Genomic DNA, 16,741 nt, shown 5'->3' with positions numbered 1-16,741 from the left:
TGGTGAATCGGAACAGGACCCCGTCGCATCGCGGCTTTCGCCCCGATTGGCCCGCTCTGCGCCTGCGTCCCGTCCACCTCATGGTCACCTCGTGACCGTCCTTCCCCGCCGGTGTCGCCCTTGCCGGCCGACGGGGAACCCCCGCCGCCGGTACGGCGATCGGGTCCCTATTCGTCCTCGGGGGACCGCGGCGGACTGACCGTCGTGCGCGGCGGGCGGCGCTGTGACGAAGTGCGCACGATCAATTCGGTCGGTATCACCTGCTCGACCGGTTGGTTCGACTCGACGTTCTCGATGGCGTCGATCAGCAGCTGCACCACGGCCGTGCCGATGCGGCGCGGTTTGAGCGACAGGGTGGTGATGGGCGGCTCGGTGGTGGCGTACACGGTGGACTCGCTGCAGCAGACCAGCAGCAGGTCGTCGGGGACGCGCAGGCCGTAGCGGCGGGCGGCGGCGAGCAGGTCGGTGCCGTTGGGGTCGAAGAGGCCGTAGACGGCGTCGGGGCGGTCGGGGCGGGCGAGCAGCCGGTCGGCGGCGACGGCGCCCGCGCACGGGTCGTGCGCGGGGTAGGCCTCGTAGACCGGGTCCTGGCCGACGCGCTCGCACCAGCGCAGGTACGCGGTGGTCGACAGGTGGGTGTAGGTGTCGGTGGTGGTGCCGGTGAGGAGGCCGATACGGCGGGCCCCGGCGTCGGCGAGGTGGTCGAGGATGCCGAGGACGGCCGCCTCGTGGTCGTTGTCGACCCAGGCGGTGACCGGGAGGGTCCCGGCCGGGCGGCCGTCGGAGACGACCGGCAGGCCCTGGCGGACCAGTTCCCCGACCACCGGGTCCTGGTCGGAGGGGTCGATGACCACCGTGCCGTCCAGGGCGACGTTGGACCACACGTCGTGGCGGGAGGTGGCGGGGAGGATGACCAGCGCATAGCCGCGGGCCAGCGCGGCCGACGTGGCGGCCCGCGCCATCTCGGCGAAGTAGGCGAACTCGGTGAAGGTGAAAGGTTCATTCCCGTACGTCGTCACGGTGAGGCCGATGAGGCCCGACTTGCCGGTGCGGAGCGTACGGGCGGCGGCCGACGGGCGGTAGCCCAGCCGGTCGGCCACCTCACGGACATGGCGTCGGGTGGCATCCGGGAGCCTGCCCTTGCCGTTGAGGGCATCGGAGACGGTCGTGATGGAGACTCCGGCGGCGGCGGCGACGTCCCTGATGCCTGCCCGGCCCGGCCGGCTGCCTCGACGTGAGGTTTCCGCGCGGCTCACCTGGTGCTTCCCTGCTGCTGTCATGGCGAGCCGATAGTAGGGCTCATGCAGGCGGGTAGGGCGGACGCATATGCGCGCGTTGACAGGCACGTTTCTGCATGGCTGGCATGGGTCAAATGCCTTCGTAAACAAGGCAGTTAGTCCTGTCGACCCGCGTACGTTGTGTGTCGGCGCGTGCGGGCCTGCCTCGACTCCGATGTTGCGAAGAGGTCTCAACTCACCTCTACGGGGGATGCGCGCTAGGGCGCAAGCCACCGGCGCGTAGATATATGCGCGACCGCCCCTACGGATCGTGCGCCTTCGTGTGCTGTTGCCCCTGATGTCAGTGTGACTGATGTGGTCCGGTCTCTTCTGTACGCACCGGCGGCCAATCCTCTTAAGGTGAGAAGTATTCGATGCCGGTGGTGGCCACGAGGAGGACTGCGGTGAGCGAGACGAGCCCCAAGCTGCGCGCCGAGCTGGAAGGCATCCCCACCTACAGGCCGGGCAGGGCGGCGGCCGCGGACGGGCCGGCGGCCTACAAGCTGTCCTCCAACGAGAACCCCTATCCGCCGCTGCCCGGAGTGATGGAGACCGTCGCCGCGGCGGCCTGCTCCTTCAACCGCTACCCCGACATGGCCTGTACGGGGCTGATGGACGAGCTGTCCGACCGGTTCGGCGTCCCGGTCTCCGACCTGGCGACCGGTACCGGTTCGGTGGGCGTGGCCCAGCAGCTCCTCCAGGCGACGGCGGGCCCCGGTGACGAGGTCGTCTACGCCTGGCGCTCCTTCGAGGCGTACCCGATCATCACGCAGATCAGCGGTGCGACGGCGGTGCGGGTGCCGCTGACGCCGGGGGACGTCCACGACCTGGACGCCATGGCCGACGCGATCACCGAGCGGACACGGCTGGTCTTCGTCTGCAACCCGAACAACCCGACCGGCACCGTGGTGGGCCGGGAGGAGCTGGAACGGTTCCTCGACCGGGTGCCCGGTGACGTTCTGGTGGTGCTGGACGAGGCGTACCGCGAGTTCATCCGCGACCCCCGGGTGCCGGACGGCATCGAGCTCTACCGTGAGCGGCCCAACGTCTGCGTGCTGCGGACGTTCTCCAAGGCGTACGGCCTCGCCGGGCTGCGGGTCGGTTTCGCCGTCGCGCACGAGCCGGTGGCGGCGGCGCTGCGCAAGACGGCGGTGCCGTTCGGCGTGAGCCAGATCGCGCAGGAGGCGGCGATCGCCTCGCTGCGGGCCGAGGACGAGCTGCTCGGGCGGGTCGGCTCGCTGGTCTGTGAGCGCACCCGCGTGGTGGAGGGGCTGCGGGCCCAGGGCTGGACGGTGCCGGAGACACAGGCCAACTTCGTGTGGCTGCGGCTGGGGGAGCGGACGGTCGACTTCGCGGAGACGTGTGAGCGGGCCGGTGTGGTGGTCCGGCCGTTCCCGGGCGACGGCGTCCGGGTCACCGTGGGGGAGAGCGAGGCGAACGACATCTTCCTCAAGGCGGCGGAAGGGTTCCGGAAGGGCTTGGACCTGTAGCGGGGCGCGGCAGGACAGGGTAGGACAGAGCGGGACAGAGCAAGGCGGAGCAAGACGGCGCCGGGCAGGTGGCGTCGGGCGGCTGAGAACCGCAGGGACTCGCGGGGTGGCGTTGGTCACCCCGCGAGTCCCTTTTTTCACGGCCTCCCGGATCGTCGGGCTGCGGGCTCGGGCCCGTGGCCTGGGGCTCCGGACCGTGCTGCGAGGCCGGTGAAGTGCACCGTTTCACGTGGAACAGGCCGTCTGTCCCCGGCTCCTGGTTCAACGGTTCGTAGAAAAGGCCGGGCGAGGGGTTGACGTCACAGGGGACCCCCCTTCCGGCGTCGAAAAGCAGTAGGTCATAATTGCTTGTGAATGTGAACGCGTTCACAAGCGTGTCGGATCGCTCCCGGTATGGGTGTGTCATACACGCACAAAATGCCGCTGACCACGGCGGTGTAAGGAGAGCGACGACGTGGACATGGCTCTGGCGCCGGAGACGCTGGCGCGCTGGCAGTTCGGCATCACCACCGTCTACCACTTCCTGTTCGTTCCCCTGACGATCTCGCTCGCCGCTCTCACGGCCGGCCTGGAGACCGCCTGGGTGCGCACGGGCAAGGAGAAGTACCTCCAGGCGACGAAGTTCTGGGGCAAGCTCTTCCTGATCAACATCGCGATGGGCGTCGTCACAGGCATCGTCCAGGAGTTCCAGTTCGGCATGAACTGGTCCGACTACTCCCGGTTCGTCGGTGACATCTTCGGCGCCCCCCTGGCCTTCGAGGCCCTGATCGCCTTCTTCTTCGAGTCCACCTTCATCGGGCTGTGGATCTTCGGCTGGGACAAGCTGCCCAAGAAGATCCACCTGGCCTGTATATGGATGGTCTCGATCGGGACGCTGCTGTCGGCGTACTTCATCCTCGCGGCCAACTCCTGGATGCAGCACCCCGTCGGCTACCGGATCAACGAGGAGAAGGGCCGCGCCGAACTCACCGACTTCTGGCAGGTCCTCACCCAGAACACCGCGCTCAACCAGGTGTTCCACAGCTTCTCCGCGGCGTTCCTGACCGGTGGCGCCTTCATGGTGGGCATCGCGGCCCTCCACCTGAAGCGCAAGAAGCACATCCCGGTGATGCGGACCTCGCTCCGCCTCGGCCTGGTCACGCTCGCCGTCGGCGGCCTGCTCACCGCGATCAGCGGCGACACCCTCGGCAAGGTCATGTACGAGCAGCAGCCGATGAAGATGGCCGCGGCCGAGGCGCTGTGGGACGGCGAGGAACCCGCCCCCTTCTCCGTCTTCGCCTACGGAGACGTCGACGAGGGCCACAACAAGGTCGCCCTGGAGATCCCCGGGCTGCTGTCCTTCCTCGCCCACAGCGACTTCGACTCGTACGTGCCCGGCATCAACGACACCAACAAGGCGGAGCAGGAGAAGTTCGGCCCCGGCGACTACAAGCCCATCGTCCCCGTGGCCTACTGGGGCTTCCGCTGGATGATCGGCTTCGGGATGGCGTCCTTCTCCCTCGGCCTGGTCGGGCTGTGGCTGACGCGGAAGAAGTTCATGCTGCCGGCCGCCCTGCGCAGCGGTGAGGACGAGGTCCCGCACCTGGTGCTGCTGAAGAAGCCGCTCGGTTCCCGGCTCACCGGCCTGTACTGGTTGCTGTCCGTCTGGACGATGGCCTTCCCGCTGATCGCCAACTCCTGGGGCTGGATCTTCACCGAGATGGGCCGTCAGCCGTGGGTCGTCTACGGCCTGTTCCAGACCCGCGACGCGGTCTCCCCCGGTGTCTCGACGGCCGAGGTGCTCATCTCGATGATTGCCTTCACCCTGCTCTACGCCGTCCTGGCCGTCGTCGAGGTAAAGCTGCTCGTGAAGTACGTCAAGGCCGGCCCGCCCGAGCTGACCGAGGCCGACCTCAACCCGCCCACGAAGATCGGCGGCGACGCCCGTGACGCCGACAAGCCGATGGCCTTCTCGTACTAGGCGTAAGGGAGCTGCACAGTCATGGAACTGCACGACGTCTGGTTCGTCCTCATCGCCTTCCTGTGGACCGGCTACTTCTTCCTGGAGGGCTTCGACTTCGGGGTCGGTGTCCTGACGAAGCTGCTGGCCCGGGACCGTCCCGAGAAGCGGGTGCTGATCAACACCATCGGCCCGGTCTGGGACGGCAACGAGGTCTGGCTTCTCACGGCCGGCGGCGCCACCTTCGCCGCCTTCCCCGAGTGGTACGCCACGCTGTTCTCCGGCTTCTACCTGCCGCTGCTGGTCATCCTGCTGTGCCTGATCGTCCGGGGTGTGGCCTTCGAGTACCGGGTGAAGCGGCCCGAGGAGCGCTGGCAGCGGAACTGGGAGACGGCGATCTTCTGGACCTCGCTCATCCCCGCGTTCCTGTGGGGCGTGGCCTTCGGCAACATCGTCGGCGGCGTGAAGATCGACCGGGACATGGAGTACGTCGGCAGCGTCTGGGAGCTGCTCAACCCCTACGCGCTGCTCGGCGGAGTGGTCACGCTGACGCTGTTCACCTTCCACGGCACGGTGTTCACCGCGCTCAAGACGGTCGGGGAGATCCGCGAGCGGGCACGGAAGCTGGCGCTGCGCGTCGGCCTGGTCACCGCCGTCCTGGCACTGGTCTTCCTGGTGTGGACGCAGGCGGAGCACGGTGACGGCGCCAGCCTCGTGGCGCTGGTGGTGGCGGTCGCCGCACTGCTCGCCGCACTCGGGGCCAACCAGGCCGGACGCGAGGGATGGTCGTTCACGCTGTCCGGCGTCACCATCGTGGCCGCAGTGGCCATGCTGTTCCTGACGCTGTTCCCGAACGTCATGCCGTCCACGCTGAACGCGGAGTGGAGCCTCACCGTCACCAACGCCTCGTCCAGCCCCTACACGCTGAAGATCATGACGTGGCTGGCGGTGATCGGTACCCCCGTCGTCCTGCTCTACCAGGGATGGACGTACTGGGTGTTCCGCAAGCGCATCGGTACGCAGCACCTGGCCGAAGCCACGCACTGAGTCCGGCCGGGGTGCGTTTCACGTGAAACGCACCCCTCGGGACGGGAGGGCATGTTTCACGTGAAACCCATCGATCCACGTCTGCTGCGGTACGCCCGCACCACTCGGCTCTTCCTCATGGCCGTCGTCGGACTCGGTGCCGTCGGCGCGGGGCTGGTCATCGCCCAGGCGATGCTCATCGCCGAGGTCGTGGTCGGCGCTTTCCAGGACGGCCAGGCAGTGGCCGAACTCCGCACTGCTCTGCTGTGGTTGGTGGCCGTCGCCTGCGGTCGGGGCCTGGTGGGGTGGCTCACCGAACTGGCCGCACACCGAGCCGGCGCGGCGGTCAAGTCCGAACTGCGCGGACGGCTGCTGGACCGGGCGACCGCCCTGGGGCCCGGCTGGCTCTCCGGCCAGCGCACCGGCTCGCTGACCGCCCTCGCCACCCGGGGCGTCGACGCCCTGGACGACTATTTCTCGCGCTATCTGCCGCAGCTGGGGCTCGCGGTCGCCGTCCCGGTGGCGGTGCTGGCCCGGATCGTCACCGAGGACTGGGTGTCGGCGGCCATCATCGTCGTCACGCTCCCCCTCATCCCGCTCTTCATGGCGCTGATCGGCTGGGTCACGCAGTCCCGTATGGACCGCCAGTGGCGGCTCCTGTCCCGGCTCTCCGGGCACTTCCTGGACGTCGTCGCGGGCCTGCCGACGCTGAAGGTCTTCGGCCGGGCCAAGGCCCAGGCCGAGTCGATCAAGCGCATCACCGACGACTACCGGCAGGCGACGCTGCGGACGCTCCGCATCGCCTTCCTGTCGTCCTTCGCCCTGGAACTGCTCGCCACGCTCTCGGTGGCACTGGTCGCCGTGACGATCGGCATGCGGCTCGTCCACGGTGACATGGCCCTCTACGACGGACTGGTCGTGCTGGTGCTCGCGCCCGAGGCGTATCTGCCGCTGCGGCAGGTCGGGGCGCAGTACCACGCGGCGGCCGAAGGGCTCGCCGCCGCCGAGGAGATCTTCGAGGTGCTGGAGACGCCCGCACCGGTGCCCGGCACAAGCCCGGTGCCCGCACGGCAGGCCCTGGCCTTCGAGAACGTGACGGTCCGCCACCCCGGCCGCGCGACGGACGCGGTGTCCGGAGTGAGCTTCACCGTCGAGCCCGGGGAGACGGTGGCACTCGTCGGCCCGAGCGGAGCGGGCAAGTCGACGCTCCTCGACGTCCTCCTGGGCTTCGTACGGCCCGCGGAGGGCCGGGTGCGCGTCGGCGGCGCCGACCTCGCCGGCCTGGACCCCGCCGAGTGGCACGCCCGGGTCGCCTGGGTGCCCCAGCGCCCGCACCTGTACGCCGCGACCATCGCGGAGAACGTACGGCTCGCCCGGCCCGAGGCCGACGACGCCGCCGTGCGCCGGGCCCTGCGGGACGCCGGGGCGCTGACCTTCGTCGACGCGCTGCCCGAAGGCGCGGAGACGGTGCTCGGCGAGGACGGCGCCGGACTCTCCGCGGGCCAGCGCCAACGGCTCGCGCTGGCCCGCGCGTTCCTCGCCGACCGGCCGGTCCTGCTGCTGGACGAGCCGACGGCCGCCCTCGACGGGGCGACCGAGGCGGAGGTCGTGGCGGCGGTACGGCGGCTCGCGGCGGGACGGACGGTCCTGCTCGTGGTCCACCGGCCCGCGCTGCTGGAGGCCGCCGACCGGGTGGTACGGCTCCCCGAACCGGAGCACACCGCGCTGACCGGAGCGGGCACGCCGACGGCACGGCCGGCCGGAACGACACCCGACGCCCCGGCCGCCGCGGCCGAGAACCCGAGCCCGGCGGAGCCCGTCGCCGCTCCCCGTGGCCGCGTCCTCGCCCGGGTGCGTGCGATGTCCGCCGCCCGGAGCGGCCGGCTCGCCCTGGCGCTGCTGCTCGGCAGTCTGGCGCTCGGCAGCGCCGTCGGCCTGATGGCCACCTCCGGATGGCTCATCTCGCGCGCCTCGCAGCAGCCGCCGGTGCTCTACCTGATGGTGGCCGTGACGGCGACGCGGGCCTTCGGCATCGGACGGGCCGTGTTCCGCTACGCCGAACGGCTCGTGTCGCACGACGCCGTCCTGCGCATGCTGGCCGACACCCGGGTCGCCGTCTACCGGCGGCTGGAGCGGCTGGCCCCCGCCGGGCTGCGTGACCGCCGCCGCGGCGACCTGCTGTCGCGCCTCGTCGCCGACGTCGACGCGCTCCAGGACTACTGGCTGCGCTGGCTGCTGCCGGCCGGGTCCGCGCTGGTCGTCTCGGCCGCCTCCGTCGGCTTCACCGCCTGGCTGCTGCCGGAGGCAGGCGCGGTACTCGCCGCGGGACTGCTCGCCGCCGGTGTCGGCGTCCCGCTGATCACCGGAGCCGTCGCCCGCCGGGCCGAGCGCAGGCTGGCCCCGGCCCGCGGCACGCTCGCCACCCGCGTCACCGACCTGCTCACCGGCACCGCCGAACTGACCGTGGCCGGAGCCCTGCCCGCCCGTACCGACGACGCGCGCCGCGCGGACCACACGCTGACCCGCATCGCCTCGCGGGCGGCCACCGCCACCGCGCTCGGCGACGGACTCACCGCGCTGATCACCGGTCTCACCGTGGCGGCGGCCTCCCTCGTCGGGGTCCAGGCGGTCGCCGACGGCCGGCTCGACGGCGTCGCCCTGGCCGTGGTCGCCCTCACCCCGCTCGCCGCGTTCGAGGCCGTCCTCGGCCTGCCGCTCGCCGTGCAGTACCGGCAGCGGGTGCGCCGCAGCGCGGAGCGCGTGTACGAGGTGCTCGACGCCCCCGAGCCCGTACGGGAGCCGGAGCGGCCCCGCCCGGCGCCCGCCACGCCCTTCCCGGTCGTCGTCAAGGGCCTCGCGGCCCGCCACCCGGGACAGGACCGGGAGGCCCTCGCCGGCCTGGAGCTGACCCTGGACCAGGGCCGCCGGATCGCCGTGGTCGGCGCGTCCGGGTCGGGCAAGACGACACTGGCGCAGGTACTGCTGCGGTTCCTGGAGCCGGACGCGGGCTCGTACACGCTGGCCGGGGTGGACGCCCGCGCCCTGGACACCGACGACGTCCGCCGGCTCGTCGGACTGTGCGCGCAGGACGCCCACCTCTTCGACAGCTCGGTGCGCGAGAACCTGCTGCTGGCCAGGAAGGACGCCACGGAGACGGAACTGCGCGACGCGCTCGGCCGGGCCCGGCTGCTCGACTGGGCCGACAGCCTCCCCGACGGCCTCGACACCCTGGTCGGGGAGCACGGGGCACGGCTCTCCGGCGGCCAGCGGCAGCGGCTGGCACTGGCCCGCGCGCTGCTCGCCGACTTCCCGGTGCTCGTGCTCGACGAACCCGCCGAACACCTCGACCTGCCCACCGCGGACGCCCTCACCGCCGACCTGCTGGCCGCGACCGAGGGGCGTACGACGCTGCTCATCACCCACCGGCTCGCCGGGCTCGACGCGGTCGACGAGGTCGTCGTGCTGGACGAGGGGCGGGTCGCGCAGCGCGGCACGTTCGCGGAGCTGGTGGCCGAGCCGGGACCGCTGCGGGCGATGGCCGAGCGGGAGTCTGCTTCGGATCTGCTGGTGACGGCCCGGTAGCTCCGACTTTCCGGGAGGAAAGGGGCTCACTACGCTCGGGGCATGTCCGGTACCTCGCCTCCCCCCGGTTCCCGGCCGTCCGACGCGGGGCCATCCGCGGAGCCGCCCACGCGGACGGCGCGGCTGCTGGAGGCGATGCGCTCCGTCGGCGACGGCCTGGAACCGCGCACCACGCTGCGGCGGATCTGCGAGACGGCGGCGGACCTGGCCGGCGCCCGGTACGCGGGGCTGAGCATCCTCGCCGAGGACGGGGAGAGAGTCACCCACCTCGTCCACCACGGTGACGGCGAGGACCCGGCGGCGGCCCGCCCCGCGGACCTGCCCGCTGTGCCGCGCTTGGAGGTCCCCGTCCGGGTACGGGGAGAGGAGCTCGGCACCCTGCGCCTGGCGGGCAAGCGCGACGGCTCACGGTTCGACGACCACGACCGTGCCCTGGCCCGTGTGCTCGCCATGGAGGCGGGCGTGGCCGTCCGCAACGCGCGGCTGCAGGAGTCCGCCCGGCAACGGGAGCGGTGGATCGACGGCTCGGTCGCCGTCACCACGGCCCTCCTCTCCGGCGACGACGCCGACGACTCCCTCCAGGTCGTCGCGGAACAGGCCCGCCGGCTCTCCGGAGCGGTCACCGGGATCGTGCTGCTGCCGGTCGACGGGGGCGGCATGGAGATCGCCGCCGTCGCGGACCGGCCGCCCGCCGCGCCCGGCGCCGACGAGCGCGGCGCGGAGTCCCGTGCCGCCCGGCACCCCGGCGTACCCCTGGGCACGGTGATCCCACCGGAGAGCGGACTGGTCGTCGAGTTGCTCGCCGGGCGGTCCGTGGTCGTCGACGACGCGGCCACCGACCCGCGGCTGCTCACCGGGCCCGCCCGTGGCTACGGCCCCGCCCTGGTGCTGCCGTTGCGCAGCGACGGACGGGTTCTCGGCGGGCTGGTGATGCCCCGGGCCTGCGGGGAGCGGCCGTTCACACGGACCGAGCGGGTGCTCGCCGACCGGTTCGCGGCCCAGGCGGCGCTCGCCCTGGTGACCGCCGAGGCACAGCGCGACCGGGAGCGGATCGCTGTCCTGAAGGACCGCGACCGCATCGCCCGCGACCTGCACGACCTCGTCATCCAGCGGCTGTTCACGGCCGGGACGACGCTGGAGAGCGCCCGGCGCGACGCGGCCGCCGCCGAGGTGCGCGAGGGGGTCGGCCGGGCCGTCGACGAACTCGACGTCACCATCCAGGAGATCCGCTCGGCGGTCTTCGCGCTCCGGCAGCCCGCCGAGACGCCCACGGGGCTGTCGATCCGCATCCGGCGGGAGGTCACCATGGCCGCCGTGCCGCTGGGGTTCGCCCCCGCGCACCGCTGCGTCGGACCGGTCGACAGCGCGGTCGGCGACACGACCGGCAAGAACCTCCTCGCCGTCCTGCGTGAGGCGCTCTCCAACGCCTACCGGCACGCCGGGGCGACGCGCCTGGAGGTCGTCGTCGACGCGACGGTGACCCTCCCGGACGGGCGGCCGGGCGTCCGGCTGACCGTCGCCGACGACGGGGTCGGCCTCCCCGAGGGCGGCCGGCGCAGCGGCCTGCGCAACCTGGAGCGCCGCGCACAGTCGCTCGGCGGCACCAGCCGGACCGGCCCGGGTATCGGCCCCGACGGCGCGGGGACGACGATCGTCTGGGAAGCGCCGTACTGACGAGCTGTACTGGCGGAGTCCTGTCGGCAGTAGACACGCCGAGTCCGCCCGGACATCCCCCGTGCGCGGCAACCGCTAGCCCAGCTGCACGATCCGCGCATGACCCGGCGGCACCGCACAAGCCACGATCACTGACATGCGCTCACGTCGCCGTCATCCGCTGCTCGTTCCGGTGCTGCTGTGCGCGCTCGCCGTCCTCGCGGCCCGCCCCGGCTCGGACGGGGACGGCGACGCGGACGCGGGCGCCGAGGTGGTCCGGCTCTACCAGGAGGCCGCCGCGGCGACCCAGCGCTACGAGAACGGCCGCCAGGAGGCGGATGCCCGCCGCGCCGAGGCCCAGCGGTACGAGGCGCAGCTGGACCGGCAGCGCGAGGAGATCGCCGTCCTCGACGACGACCTGGGGCGGATCGCACGCACCCAGTACCGCGGCGGCGGCCAACTGCCGCTCACCGCGCAGATGCTCCTCGCCGAGGACCCGGAACGGCTGATGCGCGGCCAACGGGTCCTGTGGCGGGCGGACCTCGCGGTCAACAACGCCCTCGCCAAGAGCCGGCGGGCCGAGGCGCGGCTCGCCGCCGACGAGGCGGAGGCGCGGGCCGCCTGGCGGGAACTGGAGCGGCGGAACGCCGGACTGGCCGCCCTCAAGCAGAAGATCGAACGCAAGCTGGAAGCGGCCCGGTCCCGGCTGCGGGGCCGGTCGGAGGCGTCGGCGTCGGCGGGTTCCTGCCCCGGCTCCGTCCGCATCGACCAGCCGGAGCTCCACTTCACCGGGTCCTGGGTGGCGCCGGTGGAGACGTACGACCTGTCCGCGTCCTTCGGCAGCGGTGGGTCCCGGTGGGCGAACCGGCACACCGGGCAGGACTTCGCGGTGCCCCTCGGTACGCCGGTGCGCGCCGTCGGCGCCGGACAGGTCGTGAAGGTCTCCTGCGGCGGCGCCTTCGGCATCCAGGTCGTGCTCCGGCACGCCGGCGGCTACTACACGCAATACGCCCACCTGGCCGGTCTCGCCGTCGACCAGGGCGACCGGGTGGAGACCGGCCAGTGGATCGGGCAGTCCGGCAGCACCGGCAACTCCACCGGACCGCATCTGCACTTCGAGGTACGCGTCACCCCGGAGACGGGTTCGGCGCTGGACCCGGTGCCGTGGCTGGCCCGCCACGGCGTGACCGTCTGACCCGTCGCCACCGCCCGCTGTCCGCCGCCCGCCCTTCACCGTCAAGCGTCAGGCGGGGCGTTCCAGCATCCGCTCGATCACGATCGCCACCCCGTCCTCGTTGTTGGCGACCGTCTGGCCCGAGGCCGCGGCGACCACATCGGGGTGGGCGTTGCCCATGGCGTACGACTGTCCCGCCCAGGTGAGCATCTCGACGTCGTTCGGCATGTCCCCGAAGGCGACGACCTCCTCGTGCGAGATACCGCGCTCGGCACAGCACAGGGCGAGCGTGCTGGCCTTGGAGACGTCCGGGCCGCTGATCTCCAGCAGGGCGCTGGGACTGGACCGGGTGACGTTGGCGCGGTCGCCCACGGCCAGCCGGGCCAGGGTCAGGAAGGCGTCCGGGTCGATGGTGGGGTGGAACGCCAGGATCTTGAGGACGGGCTCGTCGGGAGCGGGACCGTCCGGCCCCAGCAGTTCCTCGGCCGACAGGAGGATGTCGGGGACCTCCAGGTGGAGCTTCGGGTAGTCCGGCTCCTGGTTGAAGCCGTACGTCTGCTCCACGGCGTAGACCGTGCCGGGAGCCGCCTCGCGCAGCAGCCGTACGGTGTCCAGGGCGTTCTTCCGGGCCAGGTCGCGCACCTTCACGAACCGGGGGGCGGTGCCGTGCAGGTCGACCACGGCGGCGCCGTTCCCACAGATGGCGAGGCCGTGACCGTGTACGTGGTCGCTGACGACGTCCATCCAGCGCGCCGGGCGTCCGGTGACGAAGAAGACCTCGATGCCCGCCTTCTCCGCGGCGGACAGCGCGGCGACCGTGCGGGGCGAGACTGACTTGTCGTCGCGCAGCAGGGTGCCGTCGAGGTCGGTGGCGATGAGCCGGGGGCGAGCGGCGGCGGCCGGGGGCTGGGGCTGTCGAGTCGCTGAGGTCACCGGGCCATTGTCACGTAACCCGCACGAGCGTGCGGGCGTCCGCACATCTGTGAGACGCGGCTCTCATCGGTGCCGCCTGCCCGTACCTGTCGGCGCGGGCAGGCGTATCCCGGCGCTCGTGCCTCAGGACAGCTGGGCCGCCGCCTCCATCGCGATCCGCTCGAAGACCTTCTCGTCGGTCGCGAAGTCCGACCCGGGGATCGGCCAGTGGACGGCGATCTCCGTGAATCCCAGCTCCCGGTGGCGTCCGGCGAAGTCCACGAACGCGTCCAGGGACTCCAGCGGCCGGTTGCGGTCCGGGGTGAACCCGGTGAGCAGCACCTTGTCGAGTCCGTCCACGTCGCGGTCGATCTCCGCGCAGGCGTCGGCCAGCTTCTCGGTCTGCGTCCGCAGGGCCCGCAGCGACTGCTCGGGCGTGCCGTCCTCGAACAGCCTCGGGTCGCCGGTGGTCACCCACGCCTGGCCGTACCGGGCGGCGAGCCGCATCCCGCGCGGGCCGGTCGCGGCCACCGCGAACGGCAGCCGGGGCCGCTGCACGCACCCCGGGATGTTGCGAGCCTCGTGCGCCGCGTAGAAGTCGCCCTCGTAGGAGACCGCGTCCTCGGTCAGCAGCCGGTCGAGCAGCGCGAGGAACTCGGCGAACCGGTCGGCGCGCTGGCGCGGCGTCCAGGGCTCCTGGCCGAGCGCGGTGGCGTCGAACCCGGTGCCGCCCGCTCCTATGCCCAGCGTGATCCGGCCGCCGGAGATGTCGTCGAGGGAGATCAGCTCCTTGGCGAGCGTGACCGGGTGCCGGAAGTTCGGGGAGGTCACCAGGGTGCCCAGCCGCATCCGCTCGGTGGCCGCCGCGGCGGCGGTGAGGGTCGGCACGGCACCGAACCACGGGCCGTCCCGGAAGCTCCGCCAGGACAGGTGGTCGTAGGTGTACGCGGCGTGGAAGCCGAGCTGCTCGGCCCGTGTCCAGGCCGCGCGGCCGCCTTCGTGCCACCGGCGGTAGGGGAGGATCACGGTGCTCAGGCGCAGGCTCATGACACGAGCCTAAGCCGCGTCGGCTGTTTCACGTGAAACGCCCACCCGGGAACCGTATACGCGCAGGAGCGGGCCTCAGGGAAGACGCAGATACCGCGCCGGTACCGCCTCCGTCAGCCACACCCCGTTGGCGCTGACCTGGAAGACGTGGCCGTCGGCGTGCATCGCGGCGGCATCCACCGACAGCACCACCGGCCGGCCGTGGCGGGCGCCGACCCGGGTGGCGGTCTCCCGGTCGGGCGAGAGGTGGACGGCGTGCCGGTTCATCGGCCGGAGCCCCTCGGCGCGGATCGCCTCCAGATGGCGGGCCACCGTCCCGTGGTAGAGGAAGGCGGGCGGGGTCGCCGGGGGCAGGCCGAGATCGACGGTGACACTTTGCCCCTGGCTGGCCCGGATGCGGTCGCCGTCGACCGCGAACCGCTGCTTGTCGTTGGCGGCGACGACGTGATGCAGCTCCTCGCGGGCGATGGGGAAACCGTGGGACGCGGCGGCCGCGAGGAGCGTGTCGATCCGGACCCAGCCGCCCTCGTCGAGGGTCAGCCCGATCCGCTCGGGCTGGTGCCGTAGGTGCTTGGACAGGTACTTCGACACCTTCACGGTGCGTCTGTCGTCCGAGCCCTGTTCATCGCGTTCGTTCATTCGGACAGCGTGCCGAAGGAGACGCGTATCACGCGATCGGTTTTAAGGGAAAGGTTTGGTCCACAGCCAAGCGGTGTTATCCACAGGCAAAGCGGGGCTTCCTGTGGAGAACCCGCACCCGCACGGTGCCCAAGTCCTCGCTCACAGACGAGGATTGACCCGCGCCAGCGACCGCAGCGCGCCCGGCGCGAAGCGGGACAGCAGCCGGGACACCCGCGCCTCCGGCGTGACCGGGACCACCGCACGGTCGCGGAGCACCGCCTGGAGGATCGCGGCGGCCACCTTCTCCGGCGGATAGCCGCGCAGCCCGTACAGCCGGGCCGTCCGCCGCTGCCGCCGTCGTTCCTCGGCCGCGCCGGCCCCGGCGAACCGTGCCGTCGAGGTGATCCCCGTATCGACGACCCCGGGGCAGACCGCAGTGACGCCGATGCCCCGGCCGGCCAGTTCGGCGCGCAGGCACTCGCTCAGCATCAGCACGGCCGCCTTGGAGGTGCCGTACGCGGGCAGCAGCCGCGAGGGCTGGTAGGCCGCCGCCGACGCGACGTTGACGATGTGACCGCCCTGACCGCGGTCGGCCATCCGCCGTCCGAAGAGCCGGCACCCGTGGATCACGCCCCACAGATTGACGTCGAGGACCTCCTTCCAGTCCTCCGGCGTGGTGGCGAAGAAGGAGCCGGACAGGCCGATCCCGGCGTTGTTCACCAGGACGTCCGGCACGCCGTACTCGGCGTCGGCCTTCCCGGCGAGCTGCTCCATCGCCTGCTCGTCGGAGACGTCGGCGGTCTCGGCCCAGGCCTCCGGGGCACCGGCCGTGCGTGCCCGCTCCGCGGTGCGCGCCGCGGCCTCGCCGTCCCGGTCGACGGCGATCACGCGCGCGCCGGCCGCGGCGAACGCCAGCGCCGTGGCCCGGCCTATGCCGCTGCCCGCCCCCGTCACCAGGACGAGCTGCCCGCCGAACCGCTCGGCGTGCCTCCCCCGGGCGGCCGGTTCCGGCCGGCCGTCCTCGACGGCCGAGACGAACTCCGTGATCCATGTCGACAGCAGGTCCGGGCGGGTGCGCGGGACCCAGTGCCGGGCGGACAGGGTACGGCGGGTCAGCTCCGGCACCCACCGCTCCAGTCCGTCGTAGAGCCGCTCGGAGAGGTACGCGTCCGCCAGGGGCGTGACGAGCTGCACGGGCGCGTGGGCGTACGCGTCGGAGCGTGGGGCACGCAGCCGGGACCGTACGTTGTCGCGGTAGAGCCATGTGCCGTGCGCCGCGTCGCGCGGCAGGGACGCCGTCGGATAGTCCCCGGCGGGCACCCGTTCGACGCGGCCGAGGACGCCCGGCCAGCGCCTGCCGAGGGGGCCGCGCCAGGCCAGTTCGGGCAGGACGGGCGTGTGCAGCGCGTACACGTACCAGGACCTGACGGCCTGGCCGAGGAGCTGGCCGACCCGGCGCGGGGTGGGGCGCTTCACGCGCTCCGCCATCCAGTGCCCGAGGTGGTCGAGGGACGGCCCCGACAGGGAGGTGAAGGACGCGATCCGGCCCGCGGTGCGCCGGGCCGTCGTGAACTCCCAGGACTGCACCGAACCCCAGTCGTGTCCGACCAGGTGCACCGGCCGGCCGGGGCTGACCGCGTCCGCGACGGCCAGGAAGTCGTCCGTCAGCTTCTCCAGAGTGAACCCGCCGCGCAGCGGTACGGGCGCCGTGGACCCGCCGTGGCCCCGGACGTCGTAGGCGACGACGTGGAACCGGCCCGCGAGGCGGTCGGCCACCTCGGACCAGACCTCCTTGCTGTCCGGGTAGCCGTGGACGAGGACCACCGTCGGCCGCTCGGGATCCCCCAGTTCCGCCACGCACAGCTCGACCCCGCCCGTCCGCACCCGGCGCTCGCGCGCCCCCTCGAAACCCGTCATGTCTCCTCCGTCCCCGCGCGGTACGACGGTGCCGAGAGTCCCAGTCGTTAGACGGCGCGTCAACAGGGTGTGCGGTCCGCGTGTCCGGCGCGGCGCCCGCCCG

At 72.4% G+C, this 16,741-nt stretch carries 11 protein-coding genes; 6 read left to right on the top strand and 5 right to left on the bottom strand.

All coding sequences use genetic code 11. The features are described 5' to 3' along the window. Positions 1-167: 167 nt before the first annotated feature. Positions 168-1,280, bottom strand: coding sequence for a LacI family DNA-binding transcriptional regulator (locus tag UW392_RS42610; protein ID WP_320780664.1), 1,113 nt, complete (start codon positions 1,278-1,280; stop codon positions 168-170). A 401-nt stretch (positions 1,281-1,681) separates the two neighbouring features. On the opposite strand from UW392_RS42610, the gene hisC reads away from it, so the two are divergent. From hisC to UW392_RS42580, 6 genes are all read left to right on the top strand, one after another. Then, positions 1,682-2,767, top strand: a complete 1,086-nt coding sequence (gene hisC / locus UW392_RS42605; RefSeq protein WP_320780663.1) for a histidinol-phosphate transaminase — start codon at positions 1,682-1,684, stop codon at positions 2,765-2,767. A gap of 454 nt (positions 2,768-3,221) precedes the next feature. Beyond that, positions 3,222-4,727: a cytochrome ubiquinol oxidase subunit I gene (locus UW392_RS42600; protein ID WP_320780662.1), complete on the top strand. Its 1,506-nt coding sequence runs from the start codon at positions 3,222-3,224 to the stop codon at positions 4,725-4,727. Positions 4,728-4,748: 21 nt separating this feature from the next. Then, positions 4,749-5,753, top strand: a complete 1,005-nt coding sequence (cydB, locus tag UW392_RS42595) for a cytochrome d ubiquinol oxidase subunit II (RefSeq protein WP_320780661.1) — start codon at positions 4,749-4,751, stop codon at positions 5,751-5,753. A 60-nt stretch (positions 5,754-5,813) separates the two neighbouring features. Beyond that, on the top strand, positions 5,814-9,314 hold the full coding sequence (gene cydD, locus UW392_RS42590; protein WP_320780660.1) for a thiol reductant ABC exporter subunit CydD: 3,501 nt from the start codon (positions 5,814-5,816) through the stop codon (positions 9,312-9,314). Positions 9,315-9,356: 42 nt separating this feature from the next. Next, entirely contained in the window at positions 9,357-10,988 is a 1,632-nt protein-coding gene (locus tag UW392_RS42585) for a GAF domain-containing sensor histidine kinase (protein WP_414497191.1), read from the top strand. Positions 10,989-11,124: 136 nt separating this feature from the next. Further along, positions 11,125-12,162: a M23 family metallopeptidase gene (locus tag UW392_RS42580; protein WP_320780659.1), complete on the top strand. Its 1,038-nt coding sequence runs from the start codon at positions 11,125-11,127 to the stop codon at positions 12,160-12,162. Positions 12,163-12,210: 48 nt separating this feature from the next. Here UW392_RS42580 and UW392_RS42575 read toward each other — a convergent pair whose 3' ends face one another. The 4 genes from UW392_RS42575 to UW392_RS42560 form a co-directional block, all read right to left on the bottom strand. Further along, positions 12,211-13,074 (bottom strand): Cof-type HAD-IIB family hydrolase, encoded by an 864-nt coding sequence (locus UW392_RS42575; RefSeq protein ID WP_320780658.1) that lies wholly within the window; start codon positions 13,072-13,074, stop codon positions 12,211-12,213. A 123-nt stretch (positions 13,075-13,197) separates the two neighbouring features. Beyond that, positions 13,198-14,100 carry an LLM class flavin-dependent oxidoreductase gene (locus UW392_RS42570; RefSeq protein WP_320780657.1) on the bottom strand — a complete coding sequence of 301 codons (903 nt, stop codon included), beginning with the start codon at positions 14,098-14,100 and terminating at the stop codon, positions 13,198-13,200. 75 nt (positions 14,101-14,175) lie between these two features. Next, entirely contained in the window at positions 14,176-14,739 is a 564-nt protein-coding gene (locus UW392_RS42565) for an RNA 2'-phosphotransferase (protein WP_320780656.1), read from the bottom strand. A gap of 141 nt (positions 14,740-14,880) precedes the next feature. Continuing rightward, entirely contained in the window at positions 14,881-16,638 is a 1,758-nt protein-coding gene (locus tag UW392_RS42560) for an SDR family oxidoreductase (protein ID WP_320780655.1), read from the bottom strand. Positions 16,639-16,741: the final 103 nt, after the last annotated feature.

It is taken from the genome of Streptomyces sp. CRN 30, from assembly GCF_034105845.1.
Note: the sequence above shows the minus strand (reverse complement) of the source record. Positions and strands in the feature narration are given on the sequence as shown.